The following is an 18748-nucleotide window of genomic DNA, read 5'->3' as shown; positions in this document are numbered from 1 at the left end:
TTGATTTTAACGATCTGGCGAGAGAAAACTCTGATGAAAAACTGGAAAACAAGTGCAGAAGCAATCCTGACCACTGGCCCTGTCGTGCCGGTTATCGTGGTAAACAAGCTGGAGCACGCTGTACCGATGGCGAAAGCGCTGGTTGCGGGCGGCGTTCGCGTTCTTGAAGTCACCCTGCGTACCGCCTGCGCGATGGACGCTATTCGCGCGATTGCCAAAGAAGTGCCGGACGCCATCATCGGTGCGGGTACCGTTCTCAACGCGCAGCAGCTGGCGGAAGTGACCGAAGCGGGCGCGCAGTTCGCCATCAGCCCTGGCCTGACCGAGCCGCTGCTGAAAGCCGCCGCTGAAGGCACCATTCCTCTGATCCCGGGCATCAGCACCGTCTCTGAACTGATGCTGGGCATGGACTACGGTCTGAAAGAGTTCAAATTCTTCCCGGCTGAAGCGAACGGCGGCACCAAAGCGCTGCAGGCGATTGCGGGTCCATTCTCTCAGGTACGCTTCTGCCCGACGGGCGGTATCTCTCCTGCCAACTACCGTGACTACCTGGCGCTGAAAAGCGTGCTTTGCATCGGTGGTTCATGGCTGGTTCCGGCGGATGCGCTGGAAGCGGGCGACTGGGATCGCATCACCAAACTGGCTCGCGAAGCGGTTGAAGGCGCGAAGCAGTAAGCCACTCGCCATATGAAAAACGGGCCTTACGGCCCGTTTTTTTATCCTGCAACCTTGACGCTCGCAGCGGCCGCTTTCGCCCTCGCCACGGCGTCGTCAACGTTATCCCCGGTGGCTAACGCCACGCCAAGACGGCGGGTTCCGTCGATCTCCGGCTTGCCGAACAAACGTACCTGCAATCCTGCACCCACCGCCCCGTCGACGTTATCAAACGTGACGTTCTGGCTGGTTAACTGCGGCAGGATCACGGCCGAGGCTGCCGGGCCATACTGACGTACACCGCCGACGGGCAGGCCGAGGAACGCGCGCACGTGCAGGGCGAACTCGGAGAGATCCTGCGAAATCAGCGTCACCATGCCGGTGTCATGCGGGCGAGGGGAGACTTCGCTGAAAATCACCTCATCACCGCATACAAACAGCTCCACGCCGAACAGGCCATAGCCGCCCAGCGCCAGGACGGTTTTACGGGCGATCTCCTGAGCACGCTCCAGCGCCAGGGCGCTCATCTGCTGCGGCTGCCAGGACTCGCGGTAATCGCCATCCTCCTGACGGTGGCCAATCGGGTCGCAGAAATGGACGCCGTCAACGGCGCTGACGGTCAGAAGGGTGATTTCGAAATCAAACTTCACGACGCCTTCGACGATGACGCGACCGGCTCCGGCGCGGCCACCCTGCTGGGCATAATCCCACGCGTTATCCAGGGTGCTGCTGTCGCGAATAAAGCTCTGTCCTTTTCCGGAGGAGCTCATCACCGGCTTAACGATGCACGGGTAGCCAATCTCCTCGACGGCCTTCAGGAATGCGGCCTTATCGCCAGCAAAACGGTAGCTCGAGGTGGGCAATCCCAGCTCTTCCGCCGCCAGGCGACGAATGCCTTCACGGTTCATGGTCAGCTTTGCGGCTTTCGCGCAGGGCACCACGCGCTGGCCTTCCTGCTCCAGGGCGATCAGCGTATCGGTGGCAATCGCTTCAATTTCCGGTACGACAAAATCGGGTTTCTCGCGCGTAATCAATTCGCGAAGGGCATCGCCATCCAGCATGTTAATCACATAAGAACGGTGGGCGACGTGCATGGCGGGTGCGTCGGCGTAACGGTCTACGGCAATGACTTCCACACCTAAACGCTGGCACTCAATGGCGACCTCTTTCCCCAGCTCGCCCGATCCTAACAGCATCACTCGCGTCGCCGCAGGTCGCAGCGCAGTTCCTAAACGAATCATAACAATCCCCCTAAAAAAGTTGCGCGCAGTATAAACGAAAACGTTTGCGTATGTCTTGTGCACGGCTAAACGAGGCGGCAGAAATTTGCGCTTCTTTAGCCCGACCAGACGTTTCCTGACGCCTGCTCGCTTACGCTGTGGAACATGTACACCGTTAAGTGAGGGAAACCATGTCTGGCTGGTTAAATCAACTGCAATCCCTGTTAGGGCAGAAAACATCGTCTGGCGAGCGGGACCTTAGCAAACTGCTGGTACCCGGGGCGCTCGGCGGGCTGGCAGGCCTGCTTGTCGCGAATAAATCCTCACGCAAGCTGCTGGCAAAGTATGGCACAGGCGCGCTGCTGGCCGGCGGCGGTGCCATCGCGGGCACCGTGCTGTGGAATAAATACAAGGACAGGGTACGGACCGCGCACAGCGATGAACCGCATTATGGCGAGCACACCTCGCCGCTGGATCTGCGTACCGAACGGCTCATTCTTGCGCTGGTTTTTGCCGCGAAAAGTGACGGACATATTGATGATAAAGAACGTTCGGCGATCGAGCAGCAGCTGCGCGAAGCCGGGGTCGAAGAGAAGGGAAGGGTGCTGGTGGCGCAGGCGATAGAACAGCCGCTCGAGCCGCAGCGTCTTGCGCAAAGTGTGAAAAATGAGGAAGAGGCGCTGGAGCTCTATTTCCTCAGCTGTGCCGCCATCGATATCGATCACTTTATGGAGCGCAGCTACCTGAACGCCCTGGGCGATGCGCTAAAGATCCCTCAGGACGTGCGCGAGGGCATTGAGCGGGATATCCGGGAACAAAAACAGGCGCTACAGGGATAGCCGTCGCCGTCGTGACGCGGTTTCGCTTGCATCATGCGTGGGTTTTGCCAACCTTATAGGGTGTAAAACTTAAAAGAATGATGACATGCCACCGAAAGCCCGACGTACTCCTTATGCGATCACCACGCATGGCGATACGCGTATAGACAACTATTACTGGCTGCGGGACGATTCGCGCTCCCGGCCAGAGGTACTCGACTACCTGCACGAGGAAAACGACTATGGCCGCAAGGTCATGTCCAGCCAGCAGACGCTTCAGGACCAGCTGCTGAATGAAATGGTGCAGCGTATTCCTCAGCACGACATCTCCGCGCCCTGGACCAAAAACGGCTATCGCTATCGCCATATTTACGAGCCCGGCAATGAGTATCCCATCTACCAGCGTCAGTCGGTGTTAAGCGCCGAATGGGATGAGTGGGATATTCTGCTGGATGCCAACCAGCGCGCCGCCCACAGCGAGTTTTATACCCTGGGCGGCATGTCCATTTCGCCTGACAACGCGGTAATGGCGCTGGCGGAGGATTATCTCTCCCGTCGCCAGTACGGCCTGCGGTTTCGCAATCTGGACACCGGCAACTGGTATCCGGAAATGCTGGAAAACGTCTCCCCGGATTTTGTCTGGGCGAATGATTCCGAGACGGTTTACTACGTCAAAAAGCACGCGTCGACGCTGCTGCCTTATCAGGTGTGGCGACATACCGTGGGAACGGACTCCGCTGACGACGAGCTGGTCTATGAAGAGAAAGACGAAACGTTTTATGTCAGCCTGCATAAAACCTCCTCACGCCACTATGTGATTATCTTCCTTTCCAGCGCGACGACCTCGGAAGTTCTGCTGCTGGATGCCGAACTGCCCGATGCCCAGCCGCTCTGTTTCCTGCCGCGCCGCAAGGATCACGAGTACAGCCTGGATCACTTCCAGCACAGCTTTTATTTGCGCTCCAATCGCGAGGGCAAAAACTTTGGTCTCTATAAAACCAAAGTGCGCGATGAGCGCAAGTGGGAGGTGCTTATCCCCGCGCGGGATCAGGTGATGCTCGAAGGGTTTACCCTGTTTACCGACTGGCTGGTGGTGGAAGAGCGTCAGCGCGGGCTGACCAGCATCCGTCAAATCAACCGTAAGACCCGGGAGGTGGTGGGGATTGCGTTCGACGACCCGGCCTATGTGACGTGGATTGGTTTCAACCCTGAACCCGAATCATCGCGGTTGCGCTACGGCTACTCATCCATGACCACGCCGGACACCCTGTTTGAGCTGGATATGGATACCGGGCAGCGCCAGGTGATTAAACAAACCGAGGTAAAAGGGTTTGAGTCCGAAAACTACCGCAGCGAGCACCTGTGGGTCACCGCCCGTGATGGCGTGGAGGTGCCGGTCTCTCTCGTTTACCATCGGGCGCATTTCCAGAAAGGCAAAAATCCGATCCTGGTGTACGGCTACGGCTCGTATGGCTCAAGCATGGACGCCGATTTCAGCAGCAGCCGGTTAAGCCTGCTCGATCGCGGTTTTGTTTTCGCCATCGCCCATATTCGCGGCGGCGGTGAGCTGGGGCAGCACTGGTATGAAGACGGGAAATTCCTGAAAAAGAAAAATACCTTCAATGACTATCTCGACGTCTGCGATGCGCTGATTGAGCAGGGCTATGGGGATCCGCAGCTTTGCTTTGGAATGGGCGGCAGCGCGGGGGGAATGCTGATGGGGGCGGCGATCAACCAGCGTCCCGATCGCTTTAAGGGGATTGTCGCGCAGGTTCCGTTTGTTGATGTGGTTACGACCATGCTCGATGAATCCATTCCTCTTACCACCGGAGAGTTTGAGGAGTGGGGGAATCCGCAGGATGAGATGTACTACCGCTATATGAAAGCGTACAGCCCGTACGATAACGTGGAGGCAAAAGCCTACCCGCATATGCTGGTCACCACCGGCTTGCATGATTCTCAGGTGCAATACTGGGAGCCGGCAAAATGGGTGGCAAAGCTGCGGGAGCTGAAAACCGATGACAATCTTCTGCTGCTGTGTACCGATATGGATTCCGGACACGGGGGGAAATCGGGACGGTTTAAATCGTACGAAGGGGTTGCCCTGGAATATGCCTTCTTGATAGGCCTGGCGCAGGAGACGCTGCCAGGCCGTGCGGAGCGTTAGACGTCGCCCAGATAATGTTTCAGCGTTAAGCGCAGCTCCGGGCTCATTCTGTCGAGGTTGTTATACAGCCAGCGCAGATAGCCCGGGTCTTTATCCGCCACCTCGGACACCGGCTTCCCGCGATATTTCCCAAAGGTAAACGTGGTCAGTAGCGCGGGGCGTCCGGTGATGGTTGCCATATCATCCGGCGTCCAGCCAGAGATATTCATAATATCAATCAGCAGCGCGGCGGTGATATAGCAGTCATACAGGGCGCGGTGATGGTGAAGCCCCTCAGGGGTACGGACGCTGAGCTTACGGGACTTGTACAGCGCCATGTTGCTGTATTTAATCCCCGGCCAAAGGCGACGCGCCAGCTTCATGGTACAAATCCATTCGCCCGGCATCTCAGGTAACACCCGGCGGTCAAAGCTGGCGTTATGCGCGACGTACCATGGGCTACCGTAGTAGTGCGGAATAATCTCTTCAATCCACGGCTTATCCGCCACCATCGATTCGGTAATGCGATGTATAGCCATCGCCTGAGGGCTGATGGGGCGATCGGGACGCACCAGATGGCTCATTGGGTTGACGATTTTACCGTCAACCACGTCGACAGAGGCCACTTCCACAATTCCGCCCTGAAGATCGCAAGTTTCGGTATCGATGACGCGCAGCATTGAAAACTCCTGAGCTTAAAACGCCTAGCCTAAAGGAATGATATCGCCTTGCCAACCCCGTCTGCTGAGCGTACCGGTCACCAGAAGCTCGCCTTTATCCGCGCGCACGATCAGCTGGCCTTTTTCATCCCACAGCGCGCTGCCGCCGCAGGCGTTTGCCATCAGTACCGCAATGGCATATTTATGCGCGAAGCGCTGCAGGGTACCGATGGACTGCCGCCAGCGGTTATCCCTTACTGACTGGCAGCTGGTGACAAGCGTGGCCCTGGGATCAAGATTGGGGGAATCGCCATGCGCCTCAATGATGGTAAGGTGTTTATCCCCCGGCACCAGGCTGGCACCGTGACCTTGCGGGTAGAAAAGGATTCGGTGGCGAGCGGGCGTAAACAGCGCGAGGCCTTTCTGGCGCTGACCATTCCGCTCCAGGGGAATTCCGGCAATAACGGTAATCCGGTAAAAATGTGCCGCATTAAGCAGCGGTTCCAGCTGCGCGTCATCGGGCGGGGGAGGTAGCGTCGGCGCGCCTGAGCCCGTTAATGAGAGTTCAGGGAAGACCAGCAAATCACACCGCTGCCGTGCTGCTTCGGCGATGAAGCGCAGGTGGTGCGTAACATGGTCATCCACGCTCTGGTGCTGACCGCTATACTGGGCTGCCGCTATATTCCAATGTGACATCGTGACTTCCTTATACACTGAGTCGCAGAGATTTAAGAATACACCTAAATTTATCAGGGTTTTCTTATCCTGCCAGATTCCGCGTAAGGAAGTGTAACGACTCGTTAAGCTTATTTAACTTTTGGCTCGTACGGTAAACGGGAGAGGTTAACCGAGGCGAGACGGTGGGCGATTAATCTTTCGCGAAACCAGTCGCGCAGATGGGCGGGTTGTTCCCGTTCCACGACTTCAGCCACGATGGGCATGTTGTAACGCTCTTTAAACGCGACGCCAGCGGCAGCGAGATCGACATTCACTTTATCCATCTCGTCCTGCGGAAGGGCGGCCAGGTTGATCTTCATTACCTTCTCCTTTTTATGCGGCGGCAACGTTACCGCGATTGCACGAAGATGACAAGCGGAGGCAGGATGATCCTCGACTCGTTTATTATACAGCGTTATTCTTTAGCTTACAGACATAACAAAAAGGAATGATTGCGATGGGTTTCTCCGCCTCCCGCGCGGTATGCGCACTGGTTTTTGTGGCCTCGACGATGATGACGCCCTCCGTGCTGGCACATGCACATCTTAAACAGCAGCTCCCGGCAGCAGACAGCGTAGTGACCGCACCGCAGGCACTTACGCTGAATTTTTCGGAAGGTATCGAACCTGGGTTTAGCGGTGTGGTGGTAACGGATGCGCAAAAGCAGGTCATCAAAACCGGAACCGCCGCGCGAGACGAAAAGAACAAGGCTCAGCTCACCGTTCCGCTGGAACAAACGCTGGCGTCAGGGACTTACCAGGTGGACTGGCACGTGGTCTCCGTAGACGGCCATAAAACCAAAGGCAGCTATCACTTTAGCGTGAAATAGCATGCTGGCGCTGTGTTATATCGGGGTACGCTTTATCCATTTTGGGGCGCTGATGCTGGTTTTTGGCAATGCGCTTTACAGCGTCTGGTTTGCGCCTTCCTCTCTCCACCGTCTGATGTCCCGGCGATTCCAGTCGCAGCAGAAAGTGGCGGCCTTAGTGGGCCTGGCGGCAGCATTCCTGATGTTTATGCTGCAGGGCGGATTGATGGGTAACGGCTGGGGAGATGTGTTTGCCCCGCAGGTCTGGTTCAGCGTGATGGGGACCCGGTTTGGTGGCGTGTGGCTGTGGCAAATGATCCTCGCGGCGATGATGGTCGGTGCGGCATGGCTTGCGCCGCTGAAAGGGTCGCGGCTGCTGCTGCTCGCATTGGGCCAGCTTATCCTGCTGGTTGGGGTAGGGCACGCGGCGATGAACGAGGGGCAGATGGGGGCGTTGCAGCGTCTAAATTATGCTTTTCACCTGATCTGCGCCGCAACCTGGGTTGGCGGATTACTGCCTCTGCTGTTCTGCATGCGCCTGGCGAAAGGACGGTGGCAGAATGCCGCCATCTTTACCATGATGCGCTTCTCGCGCGTGGGGCATTACGCCGTCGCGGGCGTGCTGCTCACAGGCGTGATAAATACGCTCATGATACTGGGTGTCCATATTCCCTGGCAGGCTGGCTACGTGCGGTTTTTGTTGTTCAAATGTGCGCTGGTGGCGTTGATGGTGGTAATTGCGCTGGCAAATCGGTATTTTCTGGTGCCACGGTTTCGTCCGGAAACCGGGCGAGCACAACAGATTTTTATCAGGATGACACAGGCAGAAGTGGTGCTGGGAGCGCTGGTACTGGCAACGGTCAGTCTGTTCGCCACCTGGGAACCCTTCTGACAAGGTTAAATATCATATGAAAAAGACAGTACTTTCTCTCATATTGCTGGCCTGCACGGGGAGCGCGCTTGCCGCCCCGCAGGTTATCACCGTTAGCCGTTTTGAAGTGGGTAAGGACAAATGGGCTTTCAATCGCGAAGAGGTGATGCTGACCTGCCGTCCGGGCCACGCGCTGTATGCGATTAACCCGAGCACGCTGGTGCAATACCCGTTAAATGATACCGCAGAGCAGCAGGTAGCCAGCGGTAAGAGCAGCGGCCAGCCGATTAGCGTTATTCAGATCGATGACCCGGCGCATCCGGGACAAAAAATGAGCCTGGCACCGTTTATCGAGCGCGCCGACAAGCTCTGCTAACGCTCAGGTTTCCAATAAAAAACCGCAGATGCTGGCGAAAGCACTGCGGTTTTTCACATTTTATGATGCTCTGGCGCTTTTTTTCCGACCGCTTTAGCTGTGGACTGGAAAACCTGGCGTCGTCATCTATTCTTAAAAGGCAAGGCGACTTAGCCTGCATTAATGCCAACTTTTAGCGCACGGCTCTCTCCCAAGAGCCATTTCCCTGGACCGAATACAGGAATCGTATTCGGTCTCTTTTTATCTGTATGTTTTTCAAAGCATTGTTCGGTGTTGACTCGAAATCACCCGAAACTTTCTCGAACTTTCCATATCCTGTCTAAACCATAACATACTCAGGACCGCGTGCGTCCAGGGTTTTTTGGGATCTTTGTTAAAATTTTGTGGCCGAGGGTTCGCTGAGCAAACGTCCTCTAAGAGCAAAAGGGCAGCCCGTAAGTTAAATAATGAATGCGCTGAATTTGTCTTTGTTGCGGACAACGTACTCCGGGAAGTTTTCAACCGTCAGCGCTTGCCTGATTAACGTTCTGTCGCGTCCCCAGATATCTTCCGCATTTTTAATGACCTTCATGATGTGTTCCGGGTTGTTAAACTCAGGAAGATCGTATTCAGTATGGGAAATGGTAGACATTTTTTCTGAGATGCGCTCAGGGGTCATCACCCATGAGAAATGCCAGCCACCATTTTCAATGATGCTGTTGTTAACCTTGAACCAGTTCCATTTTAGCCAGGACCAGCTTTTGACGCTTCGGGTGCGTTTAAGATTCCTGAATGATTCAGGTTCCCCGCCAAAGAAATTAACGAGATTCTTATATTGGGTGGCTCTCGGTAATTTACATTTTCTTGGCGTGTTGTCAGTATTAAAAACCTGCAGGTTAAACTGATAATTATAGAAATTCTGATAAATAGTAGTGCACAGCTTTTTGGGATTTATCGATGCGACCACCCGAGGGGAAAATATCTCATCCACATCGGAAACTAAAATCAAATCATCATCGCTGGCCTGCGTCAAACCCTGCATGATAGCATTCCTCTGCGCGGCTTCATTTGCCCACGCATCCACTACCATGCCGTCTGGCAGCCCCGGAATGAGCTCCCGAGCCGGATGTGATTCTTCAGCGGCTTTCGTAATCGGTTCTTTATCATGAACAACGTAAATAATTTTATCTTTAAATTGACTGTATTTATTTACGTCAAAATGCAGCTGCCTCTTTTTACCGGTAAAGGTATGCGTTGACTCAACGATAACGAAGCGATCGACAACGTCCGCTAGCGTGTTTAGCCTGATTTCGAGAAGCATATCTTCATCGTAATATAAGAAGCAGTCATAGATCATTACCGAAGTCCCTCATTCTTGCGCCGCATTGCGCTTTTCCCAACGCATTCGTCAGTTTCATTTCGCGCAATGCTAACTGAGCGCCCTCGCCCTGTGCAATAGTGGGCTGCTTTATCATTCCTCTTTTAAACAGAATGCATCCACTACGCAGTGAGCGAAAACGCCAGCCGGGCTTAAAAGTGGGACTTAACGGATGCCTCTATTTCATCGAGCAGCTCAAAGCGACGGCGGTATTCGGCACGTTTTTTACTGGCAATCTCTTCCAGGGATTTACGCTCCATGTGCAGCGGCAGCTGCCAGCAGAAGGCCGAAAGCTTTTTACCGTCCAGCGATCCCCAAAACTCATCGTAGCTGGCATGGAAATGGCGGCCTTTGCTCAGGCGATATCGCAACGCGCGGAAAACGTGTCCCTCGTCGCTGACGGCAAAAATCGCCCGGACAGAGGACTGCGCAGCCAGCTGGAAGAGGACTTCCATCAACACTCGTTTGGGGAACAGGCCGTGGCATGCGCGGGTGGCCTGTTTAATGACGTCTCGCGATACGCTGCGGCGGGGCCCCTGAAGGCCGCCGATGACCATCACTTGCTGACCATTGCTGCGCGCGACGCTGAAGGTCAGGCTGGCCAGCAGCGTATCCTCGTTGTCGCGTAGCCACAAGGTGCTTTCGCCCTCGCGCTCGGCTTTCCCCGCAGAGGAAGCATTGACCGTATAGGTTACACCGTCTTTAGCGTGGAACTGTACGACGGTTTGCTCCTGCGGGCTGGTCAGGGCCTGAGCGAGACCGCTCTCTTTCAGGCTATCAATCCAGTAGTAATGGTTGACGATAGCGTCGGCGCGATCGTTAGCCGTCAGGCCGCGCATCAGATACTGCCGGTGGGTCTTGCTGGGTAACGTAATCTGTGAGGCAAGCAGTTTGTCGAAATCGTCGCGCCCGGAAAGGGCCTCCAGCATGCGATGGGTAGAAGACCAGAACAGAAGCGAGCGTAAAAGGAACTTCAGGCGATATTCGCGTTTCCGCCAGATTGGCCCCGGCACGCGTTTGCCGTTCACCAGCTCGGAAATAATATTTGTGCGATGCGGATAAAAAACATCGTTATGCAGGTGCGTATTAGACACGTGAAGACCCCTCTTTTTTTTCTACCCTTATTCTAAAGAGCCAATAAAAAGGGATTAATAGCGCGAGGATCTTTATTTCTGTTTGGTTTACCGTTTGTTTCACTTCGTGAGGACCGCGCCTGTCTGTTGCCTTTTCTGCGGTGGCTATACTGTTAAAAGGAGGTCCTATGTATCAGCGAATTGAAGGTGGAATGTGGCGTCACGTCTGGGTTGTCAGCGATATACACGGTTGTTATCAGTGGCTTATGGATGAGCTTAAACGTCGTCACTTTAACCCGTATGAGGATTTGCTTATTTCTGTCGGGGATATGATCGATCGTGGCCCTGATAGCGTGAAATGCCTGCAGTTAATTCATGAAAAATGGTTTCGCGCCGTGCGGGGTAACCATGAGCAAATGGCTCTCGACAGTCTGGATAATAACGATTTTTCTCTCTGGACGATAAATGGCGGAATGTGGTTTGCGCAGCTTGAACGCGACCAGCAACAGCTTGCGCTGTCGTTACTCGAGGCCTGTCGGGAATTACCGCATATCATCGAGATAACCTGTGCGAACGGTCTGAATGTGATTGCCCATGCTGATTACCCGGCTGCAGAATACCGATGGCAAAAACCGGTTAGCGCCCAGCGCGTTTTATGGAACCGCGACAGGTTGATGGGATTTATGGTGGGCAAAGGGCAGGGCATCAGCGGCGCGGATCATTTCTGGTTTGGGCATACGCCCCTCGACAGAAGGTATGATTTTAACAATCTTCACTACATTGATACGGGGGCTGTTTTTGACGGTTACTTTACGCTGGCGCAGCTGCAGTAATAAATAACCCGCCTTCGGGCGGGTTCTCTTTAGGTCAGGCAAGACGCATGACCCAGGCATCGGTTTTGCTATCGTAATGCTCACGGTAAAGGACAGAATGTTCGCCATCAAGTATTGCCGGGACGCTGGTGTCTGCATCCCATGCATCGAGCTGCATGCACAAATCCGGGTCGGATTTGCAGGGAATACTTAACGTTCGATCGCCCTGTGCTTCGCCGCGCAGCTCTGCGTCGTCGATCTCAAAAGCGCCAATACGCACGCTGGTTTTCGTCATAGTGCTCTCCGGGTCGGTTGTCAAAATCTGGTATGACCAGTACGATCATCCATTTTTGATCGTAGACAAGGAGAGCAAAATCGCCAGTAAAAAAATGCGCTTTTTTCTAGTTCGTGCGATCGTTACCGGTAAACAAACGGCCGTCCCTAACCAGCTCGCGCGGATAGCTGTTTTTCAGCCTTGAGCCGACCTTTTTTGCCAGTCCCAGCGGGTATCCCTGATACGTCACTATCACTTCATCGCCTGATGGCGCGCTGTCCGGATAGACATCGCGACCACGGTACCACTCTTCGGCTTCCTGATGCGTCAGGGCAAAGGTATTCTCGCGTCCGGCAAGGGCGATAACGGCCTCATGCTGCCAGCGATACCCTTTGTTATGCACTTCCGCCAGGCGGATCCCGATTCGCGAAAAACGGACCTTTCCGATGAGCGGCTCGATCTGGGCCGGGAACAGCCATATCTCTTTATCACGCATCCAGAGATGCAGGCTCTCATCCCAGACCAGCCCAACCTTTTTGGCTGCGGCTTCAAGCTGTGCCGCATCGCGACCTTTAAGAGGGGCAAACGGGAAGTTGCCGACCTTGAATTTAGGTGCGGGCAGGGGAGCAACCGCCTGCGTTTTACGCAGACGCGCCACAAAGAACCCTTCGCAGTCGTAAATCTGCGGGAACACGTGAAGGAAACCCTCGGGGGTTACCGCCTCTTGTGCCGAGGCAAACAGATCGTTAAGCGGCAGAAACTCGACTGCATCCGGATAGTTCGCTTTCAACCACAGACAGACGTCTTCGTTTTCATCGCGGTTAAGGGTGCACGTTGAATAGACCAGCGTGCCGCCAGGCCGCAAAGCGTGAAATGCGCTCTCGATCAGCTCTCGCTGCGTGGCGGCGATCTCCAGATTGCTTTCCACGGACCAGTTCTTTAACGCATCGGGATCTTTACGCACCACGCCTTCGCCGGAGCAGGGGGCGTCCAGCAGAATGGCATCAAAAGCTTCCGGCAGGGCGGCGCCAAACACGCGTCCGTCGAAGTGCGTCAGGGCAACATTATGAATACCGCAGCGGCTGATGTTGGCATGCAGCACCTTCACGCGGCTGGCGGAAAACTCGTTGGCGAGGATCGCCCCGTGATTGCCCATCCGCGCGGCAATTTGCGTGGTTTTTGAGCCGGGCGCCGCGGCAACATCCATCACGCGCTCAGGCGCGTTGCCATCGGCAAACAGGGCGGCAACCGGCAGCATCGAGCTGGCTTCCTGAATATAGAACAGACCGCTCAGATGTTCAGCGGTACTGCCCAGCGGCAGCGAGGCCTCGTCATCGCGTTCGATCCAGAACCCTTCAGCGCACCACGGTACCGGCGTAAGCTGCCAGCCGTACGGCGATACCAGCGCCAGAAAATCATCGACGCTGATTTTCAGCGTGTTGACGCGAATGCTTCGGCGCAACGGACGCTGGCAGGCGGCGATAAAATCGTCTAACGACAGGTGAGAAGGAAGCGCCTCGCGCATCTGCGCCAGGAATTGTTCAGGAAGAAATACGGAGTTTTGAGCCACGGGCACACCACAGGGAAAAGTTCAGGCGCGCAGTGTAACATAAAGGCTCCGGTGCGTTGACACCGGAGCCTGTCGGATTAACGCGGCAGGGCGGTTCCCCACTCGCGCCACTCTTTCGGTTCGCTTTCGAGCAGCAGGAAGTGTTTACCCGGCTGCGCTTTTGGCGCCAGCGGCGTTCCCGGCGGCGTGGCAAACGCAATACCGCCGCGAATGAACTGGTTGAAGGTGCCGGTTTTCACCACGCCTCCCGTCAGGCCAAAGTCCAGAGAATAGCCCGATGCCAGCCAGAATACCGAGTTATTACGTACCAGGTGCTGGTAGCGTTCGCTGATGCGCAACGCCACCATCACGCGGTCGGAGAGCGTACCGAGCGTCAGGCCCGTGACCGTACCCACTTCAATACCGCGGAACAGCACCGGGGTGCCGATGCTCAGCGAGCCCGCTTCTGGCACTTCCACCACGATGCTCAGGCCGCCAAGGTAGCGCGAGTCGGTGATCGTGGCTTCCTGAAGCTCGAAATCACGACGGGCATTGCCCTGGCCTGGCTCAACGTTGATGTACGGCTGCAGGATGGTGTCGAGATGCTCAACGCCCGCGGCCGAGATCTGCGGCGTGACCACCGAGAAGCGCGAACCCGTCCGGGCAAAGGTCTGCACATATTCCGGGTAAAGCACGGCGGTAGCCTGCACCTCGTTACGCGAGGTAATTAGCGTCAGCTTTTGGATCTGGCCGATATCAATGCCCAGATAGCGGATTGGCATGCCTTCCGCCAGCTTACCGGCATCAAACGCGTGCAGGGTAATCTGTCCACCCACGGCACGTGCGGCGGTTTCGGACGGGAAGAGAATACGCTTATCACCTTTACGCAGATTCGCGCCCGCGCCGCTGAGGTTATCGAAGCTAATCGCCCCGCGCAGCGCGCGTGAGAGCGGGGAGGCCTGCACGGTCAGGCCGTTACCGTTAAGCTGAACTTTCGCGCCGCCTTCGGCCCAGAAGACGCTGTTTGGCGTCAGCAGCTTGCGGTACTCCGGCTTGATATGCAGTTCGATATCGAACGCGTCCGCACGCGGGCGTACGGTGATCACTTCCCCGACTTCAAACTTGCGATACAGCACCACGGATCCCGCCTGTACGTCCGGCAGCGTCTCGGCGCTTAGCTTCAGCGTGGTGGTAGGAAGATCGCTCAGGCTGTTTTCAATCGCTTTCTCCAGGTTGGCATATAGCGGATAGCTGTCGCGCACGGGGCCTTTATCGCCGGGCAGAATGCGGATACCGCCGTTAACCCATTCGCTGGCGCTGGCGCCGAGGAACTCCACGCCGTCCAGACCCACCTTCACGTCGACGCGACTGTTCACCACGAATTTGCTGTCACCGTGCACCAGATCGCTGTACTGCGGATCGATGGCGACCGAGAACGTCACGCCATCCGCCGAGAGCTTACGCTCCAGCACCTGACCGACCTGCACGCCGTGTAAAATTAACGGCTGTCCGGCTTCGATACCGTAACTTTCTGGCGCATTCAGCGTGACCGTCACCACGCCCGGCTTTTGCAGCAGGGCTTTATCCGCCGGGGCAATCACGAAGCTATTGCTGGGCTCACCTTCGCCGGGGATGAGCTCAAACGTATTTCCGGTCAACAGCGTGCTGAGGCTGGCATCGTTCAGAGAGAGCTTCGGACTACGCATTTCGATGCGCGTTTTCTCGCGCAGGAGATCGACCACGCTCGGGTCGACCGTCATTTCGCCGGTGACCGAACCGCCCGGGTTGAGCGTCATTTTGGTGAGCTGACCAACCTGCAGTCCCTGATACATCAGCGGCGTTGAACCCGCTTTTAGCCCTTTAGCATCGGGCAGGGCGAGTTTGACGATCACGCCGCGCTGGCTGTGCGCCAGGTCAGCGTACAATCCAAATGAATCATCAGCGGTGGCAGGGCTTGAGTTTTCCGGGGAGTCAAAGGCAATGGCGCCATTCACCAGCGCGGCCAGACTCTCCAGCTTCACTTTCGCACCGCTCAGGCTGAGGTCCGCATCCACGCCGGAGACGTTCCAGAAGCGGCTGCCTTTTTTCACCAGGTTGGTGAAGCGGCGCTCGATCAGCACGTCGATGGTGACGCCCTGTTTATTCGGGTTGATCGCGTAATCGTACACGCGGCCAACCGGGATTTTGCGGAAATAGACCAGCGAACCGCTGTTCAGAGAACCGAGATCCGGCGCCTGGAGATGGATCATCAAATCGCCGTTATTGAGGCGGTACTTTGGCTGTGTATCCAGGGCAACAAAGTGATCCTGCGGCTCGCCTTTGCCTGGCATCATGCCGATATAGTTACCGCCCACGAGCGCATCCAGCCCGGACACGCCGGCCAGAGAGGCTTTAGGCGTCACTAGCCAGAACTGCGTTTCGCTGCGCAGGGCATCCTGCATGTCAGATTTAATACTGACCCGCACCTGAATCTTGTTCAGCCCTTTTCCAAGGGAGATGTCCTGAACCGTACCCACTTCAACCCCCTGGAAGCGAACGGGCGTTCGCCCGGCAACGATGCCGTCGGCGGTTTGGAAATCAATGGTGACGGTACTCCCGCGATCTTCATAGCTCGTCCAGATCAGCCAGCCTGCAATCATCAGGGCGATGACGGGCAGCAACCAGAATGGCGAAATGCGGCGTTTTGTTTTAATTCTCGCTTCAGTCGGCGAAGCGGGGGTTTCCTGACTCATGTGCATCCCAAAGTAAGCGGCTATCCAGCCATTCCACAGCAAGAATAGTCAATATCACCGCAGAGCCGAAATAAAAAGCCGCGGGTCCCATTGTAAAAGCAAGTAGCTGGTCGCGATTGATGAGCGACATCATCAGCGAAATCACGAACAGATCTAACATTGACCAGCGGCCAATCCAGGTGACGAACCGCAGCAGCAGAATGCGGGTCCGTAAGCCTTGTTCACATTTAAAGTGAATGCTGATGAGCAGGGTAAACATCACCACCACTTTGGTAAAGGGAACCAGGATACTGGCAATAAAGACGATCGCCGCCACCCCGACGTTGCTGTGCGCAAGGGAGATAATCCCGGAGAGGATAGTATCCTCCTGACGCCCGCCATTCACGTAAATGATGGAAATCGGCAGCATATTGGCTGGGATCAGAAACACCAGGGAGGCGATCAGCGCGGCCCAGCATTTTTGCAGGCTGTTGTTGCGCCGCAGTCTCAACGGAATGTGGCACCGCGGGCAGCGTCCTCGCGTGTCGGGCAAGCCGGTATAGTGGCATCCCAGACAGACGCGCAGATTGTCGTCGGGACGCGTGGCGGGGCGCTGAGGGTAAAACCGTTCCCACAGCTGCTCAACGTTAAGGTGGATCAGCGTCAGGATGCTCAGCAATACCAGGCAGATGAAAGCAAAGAGCCCGATGCCGGGCTGCAAAAAGGCATAGTCCTGTACCTTTATTGACGCAACGCCCACGCCCACCAGATAAATATCCAGCATCACCCACTCTTTGAGCTTATCCAGCATCAGCAGCACCGGGCGAAGGTTCATGCCGAGAATATTGCCAAACCAAAGATAGGCAATGGCGGCGACCAGCACCAGCGGCGCGCCAACGGTGCAGAACAGCACCATGGCAGCGGTGATGGGATCGCCCTGACGGGTCATCTGCCAGATACCCTGCAGCACGTTGGCGTCAATACGTACCCCAAGCAGGTAGAGTTTCAGCAGCGGTTCGCTCCAGGCGAAGGGCATCAGCAGCAGCATGGTGACGGCCATGGCGGCGAGGCGGGTTAACGACCAGTCGCGACCATCACGAATTTTGGCGTCGCAGCGGGGACAAAAGGCACTTTGGTGCGATTTCATCTTCGGCAACATAAAAAGCGTATCGCACTGGGGGCAACGCTGATAATGTGCACGTGGCAAAGCTTCGCTTACCGTATGGACAGTTATCTTTCTTGTCGGCGTAATTTTGGTTGTTTTTAAGGCCATCAGCTGCGCACAAATAAGTATTGTTGAAAGTTATAATAACTCATGAACGGATTCATCTTGAGCATGAGCGCATTTAATGCTTATTTTAATAGGCTATGCGGTAAATTTGTAAGACAACTAAGTGATTGAATAATGAACAAAACAGAATTCTACGCGGATCTGAACCGCGATTTTAAGGCATTGATGGCGGGTGAGACCAGCTTCTTAGCCACTCTGGCAAATACTAGCGCATTGCTGTTTGAACGTCTCTCTGACGTGAACTGGGCCGGCTTTTACCTCCTGGAAGGTGAAACGCTGGTGCTTGGCCCGTTCCAGGGCAAACTGGCCTGCGTACGTATTCCGGTAGGGCGCGGCGTATGCGGCACGGCGGTGGCCGAGAATGAGGTCCAGCGTGTGGAAGACGTTCATGCGTTTGACGGGCACATTGCCTGTGATGCCGCCAGTAACTCTGAAATCGTTCTGCCGCTGGTGGTCAAAAATCAGATTATTGGCGTTCTGGATATCGACAGCACGGTCTTCAGTCGCTTTACAACCGAGGACGAACAGGGGCTGCGCGAGCTGGTGGCGAATCTGGAAAACGTACTCGCTGCAACCGATTATCAAAAATTCTTTGCGAGCGTCGCAGGATAATCAACGGATAACGTAGCATTTACTGATAGCGTCATTATAATGACGCCTGTTCATGCCTGCGCTTGTTGGCAACGTCCGTTGTAATCAGGAAATTTCATGGAAAATCAACCTAAGTTGAATAGCAGTAAAGAAGTTATCGCATTTCTGGCCGAGCGTTTCCCGCAGTGCTTCAGCGCGGAAGGTGAGGCTCGTCCCCTGAAAGTCGGTATTTTTCAGGATCTGGTGGCGCGTGTTGAAGGGGAAATGAACCTCAGCAAAACTCAGCTGCGTTCCGCCTTACGTCTTTATACTTCGAGCTGGCGTTACCTGTACGGTATCAAAGCTGGCGCGACCCGCGTGGATCTCGACGGTAACCCTTGTGGTGAGCTGGACGAGCAGCACGTTGAGCACGCGCGCAAGCAGCTTGAAGAAGCCAAAGCACGCGTTCAGGCACAACGTGCAGAACAGCAGGCGAAAAAACGCGAAGCCGCAGCGGCAAACGGCCAGGAAGAAGCGCCTCGTCGTGAGCGTAAACCACGCCCTGCGCCGCGCCGTCACGATAATAACGATCGCAAACCGCGTGCAGACAAACCAGCAGCAAAAGCCCCGCGTGCCCCTCGTGAAGAGCCGCGCCATACGCCGGTTTCTGACATTAACGCCCTGAGCGTAGGTCAGGCGCTGAAGGTAAAAGCGGGTAACAATGCTATGGACGCCACCGTACTGGAAATCACCAAAGATGGCGTTCGTGTACAGCTGACTTCTGGTATGTCAATGATTGTACGCGCAGAACACTTGTTGTTCTGAAACGGAGGCCAAGCCTG

At 55.5% G+C, this 18748-nt stretch carries 19 protein-coding genes; 9 read left to right on the top strand and 10 right to left on the bottom strand.

Features of this window, described 5'->3' with window-relative positions; all coding sequences use genetic code 11:
* Positions 1–33 precede the first annotated feature (33 nt).
* The gene (kdgA, locus tag KIF87_RS03050) at positions 34–675 is read left to right on the top strand and encodes a bifunctional 4-hydroxy-2-oxoglutarate aldolase/2-dehydro-3-deoxy-phosphogluconate aldolase (RefSeq protein ID WP_213327863.1); all 642 of its coding nucleotides are present in this window, start codon (positions 34–36) and stop codon (positions 673–675) included.
* A 41-nt stretch (positions 676–716) separates the two neighbouring features.
* On the opposite strand, the gene purT is transcribed toward kdgA, so the two are convergent.
* Positions 717–1895: a formate-dependent phosphoribosylglycinamide formyltransferase gene (gene purT / locus KIF87_RS03045; protein ID WP_213327862.1), complete on the bottom strand. Its 1179-nt coding sequence runs from the start codon at positions 1893–1895 to the stop codon at positions 717–719.
* A gap of 170 nt (positions 1896–2065) precedes the next feature.
* Between purT and KIF87_RS03040 the strand changes: the two genes are divergently transcribed.
* Together KIF87_RS03040 and ptrB are read left to right on the top strand one after the other, a co-directional pair.
* A complete protein-coding gene (locus KIF87_RS03040; RefSeq protein WP_023312225.1) occupies positions 2066–2713 on the top strand; it encodes a tellurite resistance TerB family protein in 648 nt (215 codons plus the stop codon).
* A gap of 85 nt (positions 2714–2798) precedes the next feature.
* Entirely contained in the window at positions 2799–4859 is a 2061-nt protein-coding gene (gene ptrB, locus KIF87_RS03035) for an oligopeptidase B (protein WP_213327861.1), read from the top strand.
* Here ptrB and exoX read toward each other — a convergent pair.
* The 3 genes from exoX to KIF87_RS03020 all read right to left on the bottom strand — a co-directional run bounded on the left by exoX (position 4856) and on the right by KIF87_RS03020 (position 6534).
* Complete coding sequence (gene exoX / locus KIF87_RS03030; protein ID WP_213327860.1) at positions 4856–5518, bottom strand: exodeoxyribonuclease X; 663 nt, start codon at positions 5516–5518, stop codon at positions 4856–4858. The two genes, ptrB and exoX, sit on opposite strands and share 4 nt — an antisense overlap.
* A 24-nt stretch (positions 5519–5542) precedes the next feature.
* On the bottom strand, positions 5543–6193 hold the full coding sequence (locus KIF87_RS03025; protein ID WP_213327859.1) for a carbon-nitrogen hydrolase family protein: 651 nt from the start codon (positions 6191–6193) through the stop codon (positions 5543–5545).
* 110 nt (positions 6194–6303) lie between these two features.
* Complete coding sequence (locus tag KIF87_RS03020; protein WP_013096102.1) at positions 6304–6534, bottom strand: DNA polymerase III subunit theta; 231 nt, start codon at positions 6532–6534, stop codon at positions 6304–6306.
* A gap of 137 nt (positions 6535–6671) precedes the next feature.
* On the opposite strand from KIF87_RS03020, the gene yobA reads away from it, so the two are divergent.
* Genes yobA through KIF87_RS03005 form a run of 3 tightly spaced genes read left to right on the top strand, consistent with a single transcriptional unit; the run spans position 6672 to position 8269 of the window.
* Positions 6672–7043 carry a CopC domain-containing protein YobA gene (gene yobA / locus KIF87_RS03015; protein ID WP_213327858.1) on the top strand — a complete coding sequence of 124 codons (372 nt, stop codon included), beginning with the start codon at positions 6672–6674 and terminating at the stop codon, positions 7041–7043.
* Between the two features lies 1 nt (position 7044).
* Positions 7045–7914 carry a copper homeostasis membrane protein CopD gene (copD, locus tag KIF87_RS03010; protein WP_213327857.1) on the top strand — a complete coding sequence of 290 codons (870 nt, stop codon included), beginning with the start codon at positions 7045–7047 and terminating at the stop codon, positions 7912–7914.
* A gap of 16 nt (positions 7915–7930) precedes the next feature.
* Complete coding sequence (locus tag KIF87_RS03005; protein ID WP_213327856.1) at positions 7931–8269, top strand: YebY family protein; 339 nt, start codon at positions 7931–7933, stop codon at positions 8267–8269.
* 439 nt (positions 8270–8708) lie between these two features.
* Here the strand turns inward: KIF87_RS03005 and KIF87_RS03000 are convergent, their stop codons facing one another.
* Positions 8709–9605: a glycosyltransferase family 17 protein gene (locus tag KIF87_RS03000; protein ID WP_213327855.1), complete on the bottom strand. Its 897-nt coding sequence runs from the start codon at positions 9603–9605 to the stop codon at positions 8709–8711.
* Positions 9606–9778: 173 nt separating this feature from the next.
* Entirely contained in the window at positions 9779–10720 is a 942-nt protein-coding gene (locus tag KIF87_RS02995; protein WP_213327854.1) for a VirK/YbjX family protein, read from the bottom strand.
* A 167-nt stretch (positions 10721–10887) separates the two neighbouring features.
* Between KIF87_RS02995 and pphA the strand changes: the two genes are divergently transcribed.
* Positions 10888–11532, top strand: a complete 645-nt coding sequence (pphA, locus tag KIF87_RS02990; RefSeq protein ID WP_213327853.1) for a protein-serine/threonine phosphatase — start codon at positions 10888–10890, stop codon at positions 11530–11532.
* Between the two features lie 34 nt (positions 11533–11566).
* On the opposite strand, the gene KIF87_RS02985 is transcribed toward pphA, so the two are convergent.
* From KIF87_RS02985 to yebS, 4 genes are all read right to left on the bottom strand, one after another.
* Positions 11567–11806, bottom strand: a complete 240-nt coding sequence (locus KIF87_RS02985) for a YebV family protein (protein WP_008500472.1) — start codon at positions 11804–11806, stop codon at positions 11567–11569.
* A 106-nt stretch (positions 11807–11912) separates the two neighbouring features.
* Entirely contained in the window at positions 11913–13355 is a 1443-nt protein-coding gene (rsmF, locus tag KIF87_RS02980; protein ID WP_502757621.1) for a 16S rRNA (cytosine(1407)-C(5))-methyltransferase RsmF, read from the bottom strand.
* Between the two features lie 77 nt (positions 13356–13432).
* Complete coding sequence (locus tag KIF87_RS02975) at positions 13433–16066, bottom strand: PqiB family protein (RefSeq protein WP_213327851.1); 2634 nt, start codon at positions 16064–16066, stop codon at positions 13433–13435.
* A complete protein-coding gene (yebS, locus tag KIF87_RS02970) occupies positions 16035–17318 on the bottom strand; it encodes a membrane integrity lipid transport subunit YebS (protein ID WP_213327850.1) in 1284 nt (427 codons plus the stop codon). Before yebS ends, KIF87_RS02975 begins: the two co-directional genes overlap by 32 nt.
* 132 nt (positions 17319–17450) lie before the next feature.
* On the opposite strand from yebS, the gene msrC reads away from it, so the two are divergent.
* Positions 17451–17948, top strand: a complete 498-nt coding sequence (msrC, locus tag KIF87_RS02965; RefSeq protein WP_213327849.1) for a free L-methionine (R)-S-oxide reductase MsrC — start codon at positions 17451–17453, stop codon at positions 17946–17948.
* Positions 17949–18044: 96 nt separating this feature from the next.
* Positions 18045–18731 carry an RNA chaperone ProQ gene (proQ, locus tag KIF87_RS02960; protein ID WP_023336085.1) on the top strand — a complete coding sequence of 229 codons (687 nt, stop codon included), beginning with the start codon at positions 18045–18047 and terminating at the stop codon, positions 18729–18731.
* Positions 18732–18748: the final 17 nt, after the last annotated feature.

The sequence above is a fragment of the Enterobacter sp. 120016 genome (assembly GCF_018383635.1).
GTDB classification, from domain to species: domain Bacteria; phylum Pseudomonadota; class Gammaproteobacteria; order Enterobacterales; family Enterobacteriaceae; genus Enterobacter; species Enterobacter asburiae_D.
The sequence above is the reverse complement of the archived record's forward strand: the minus strand, read 5'-3'. Positions and strand labels throughout refer to the sequence as shown.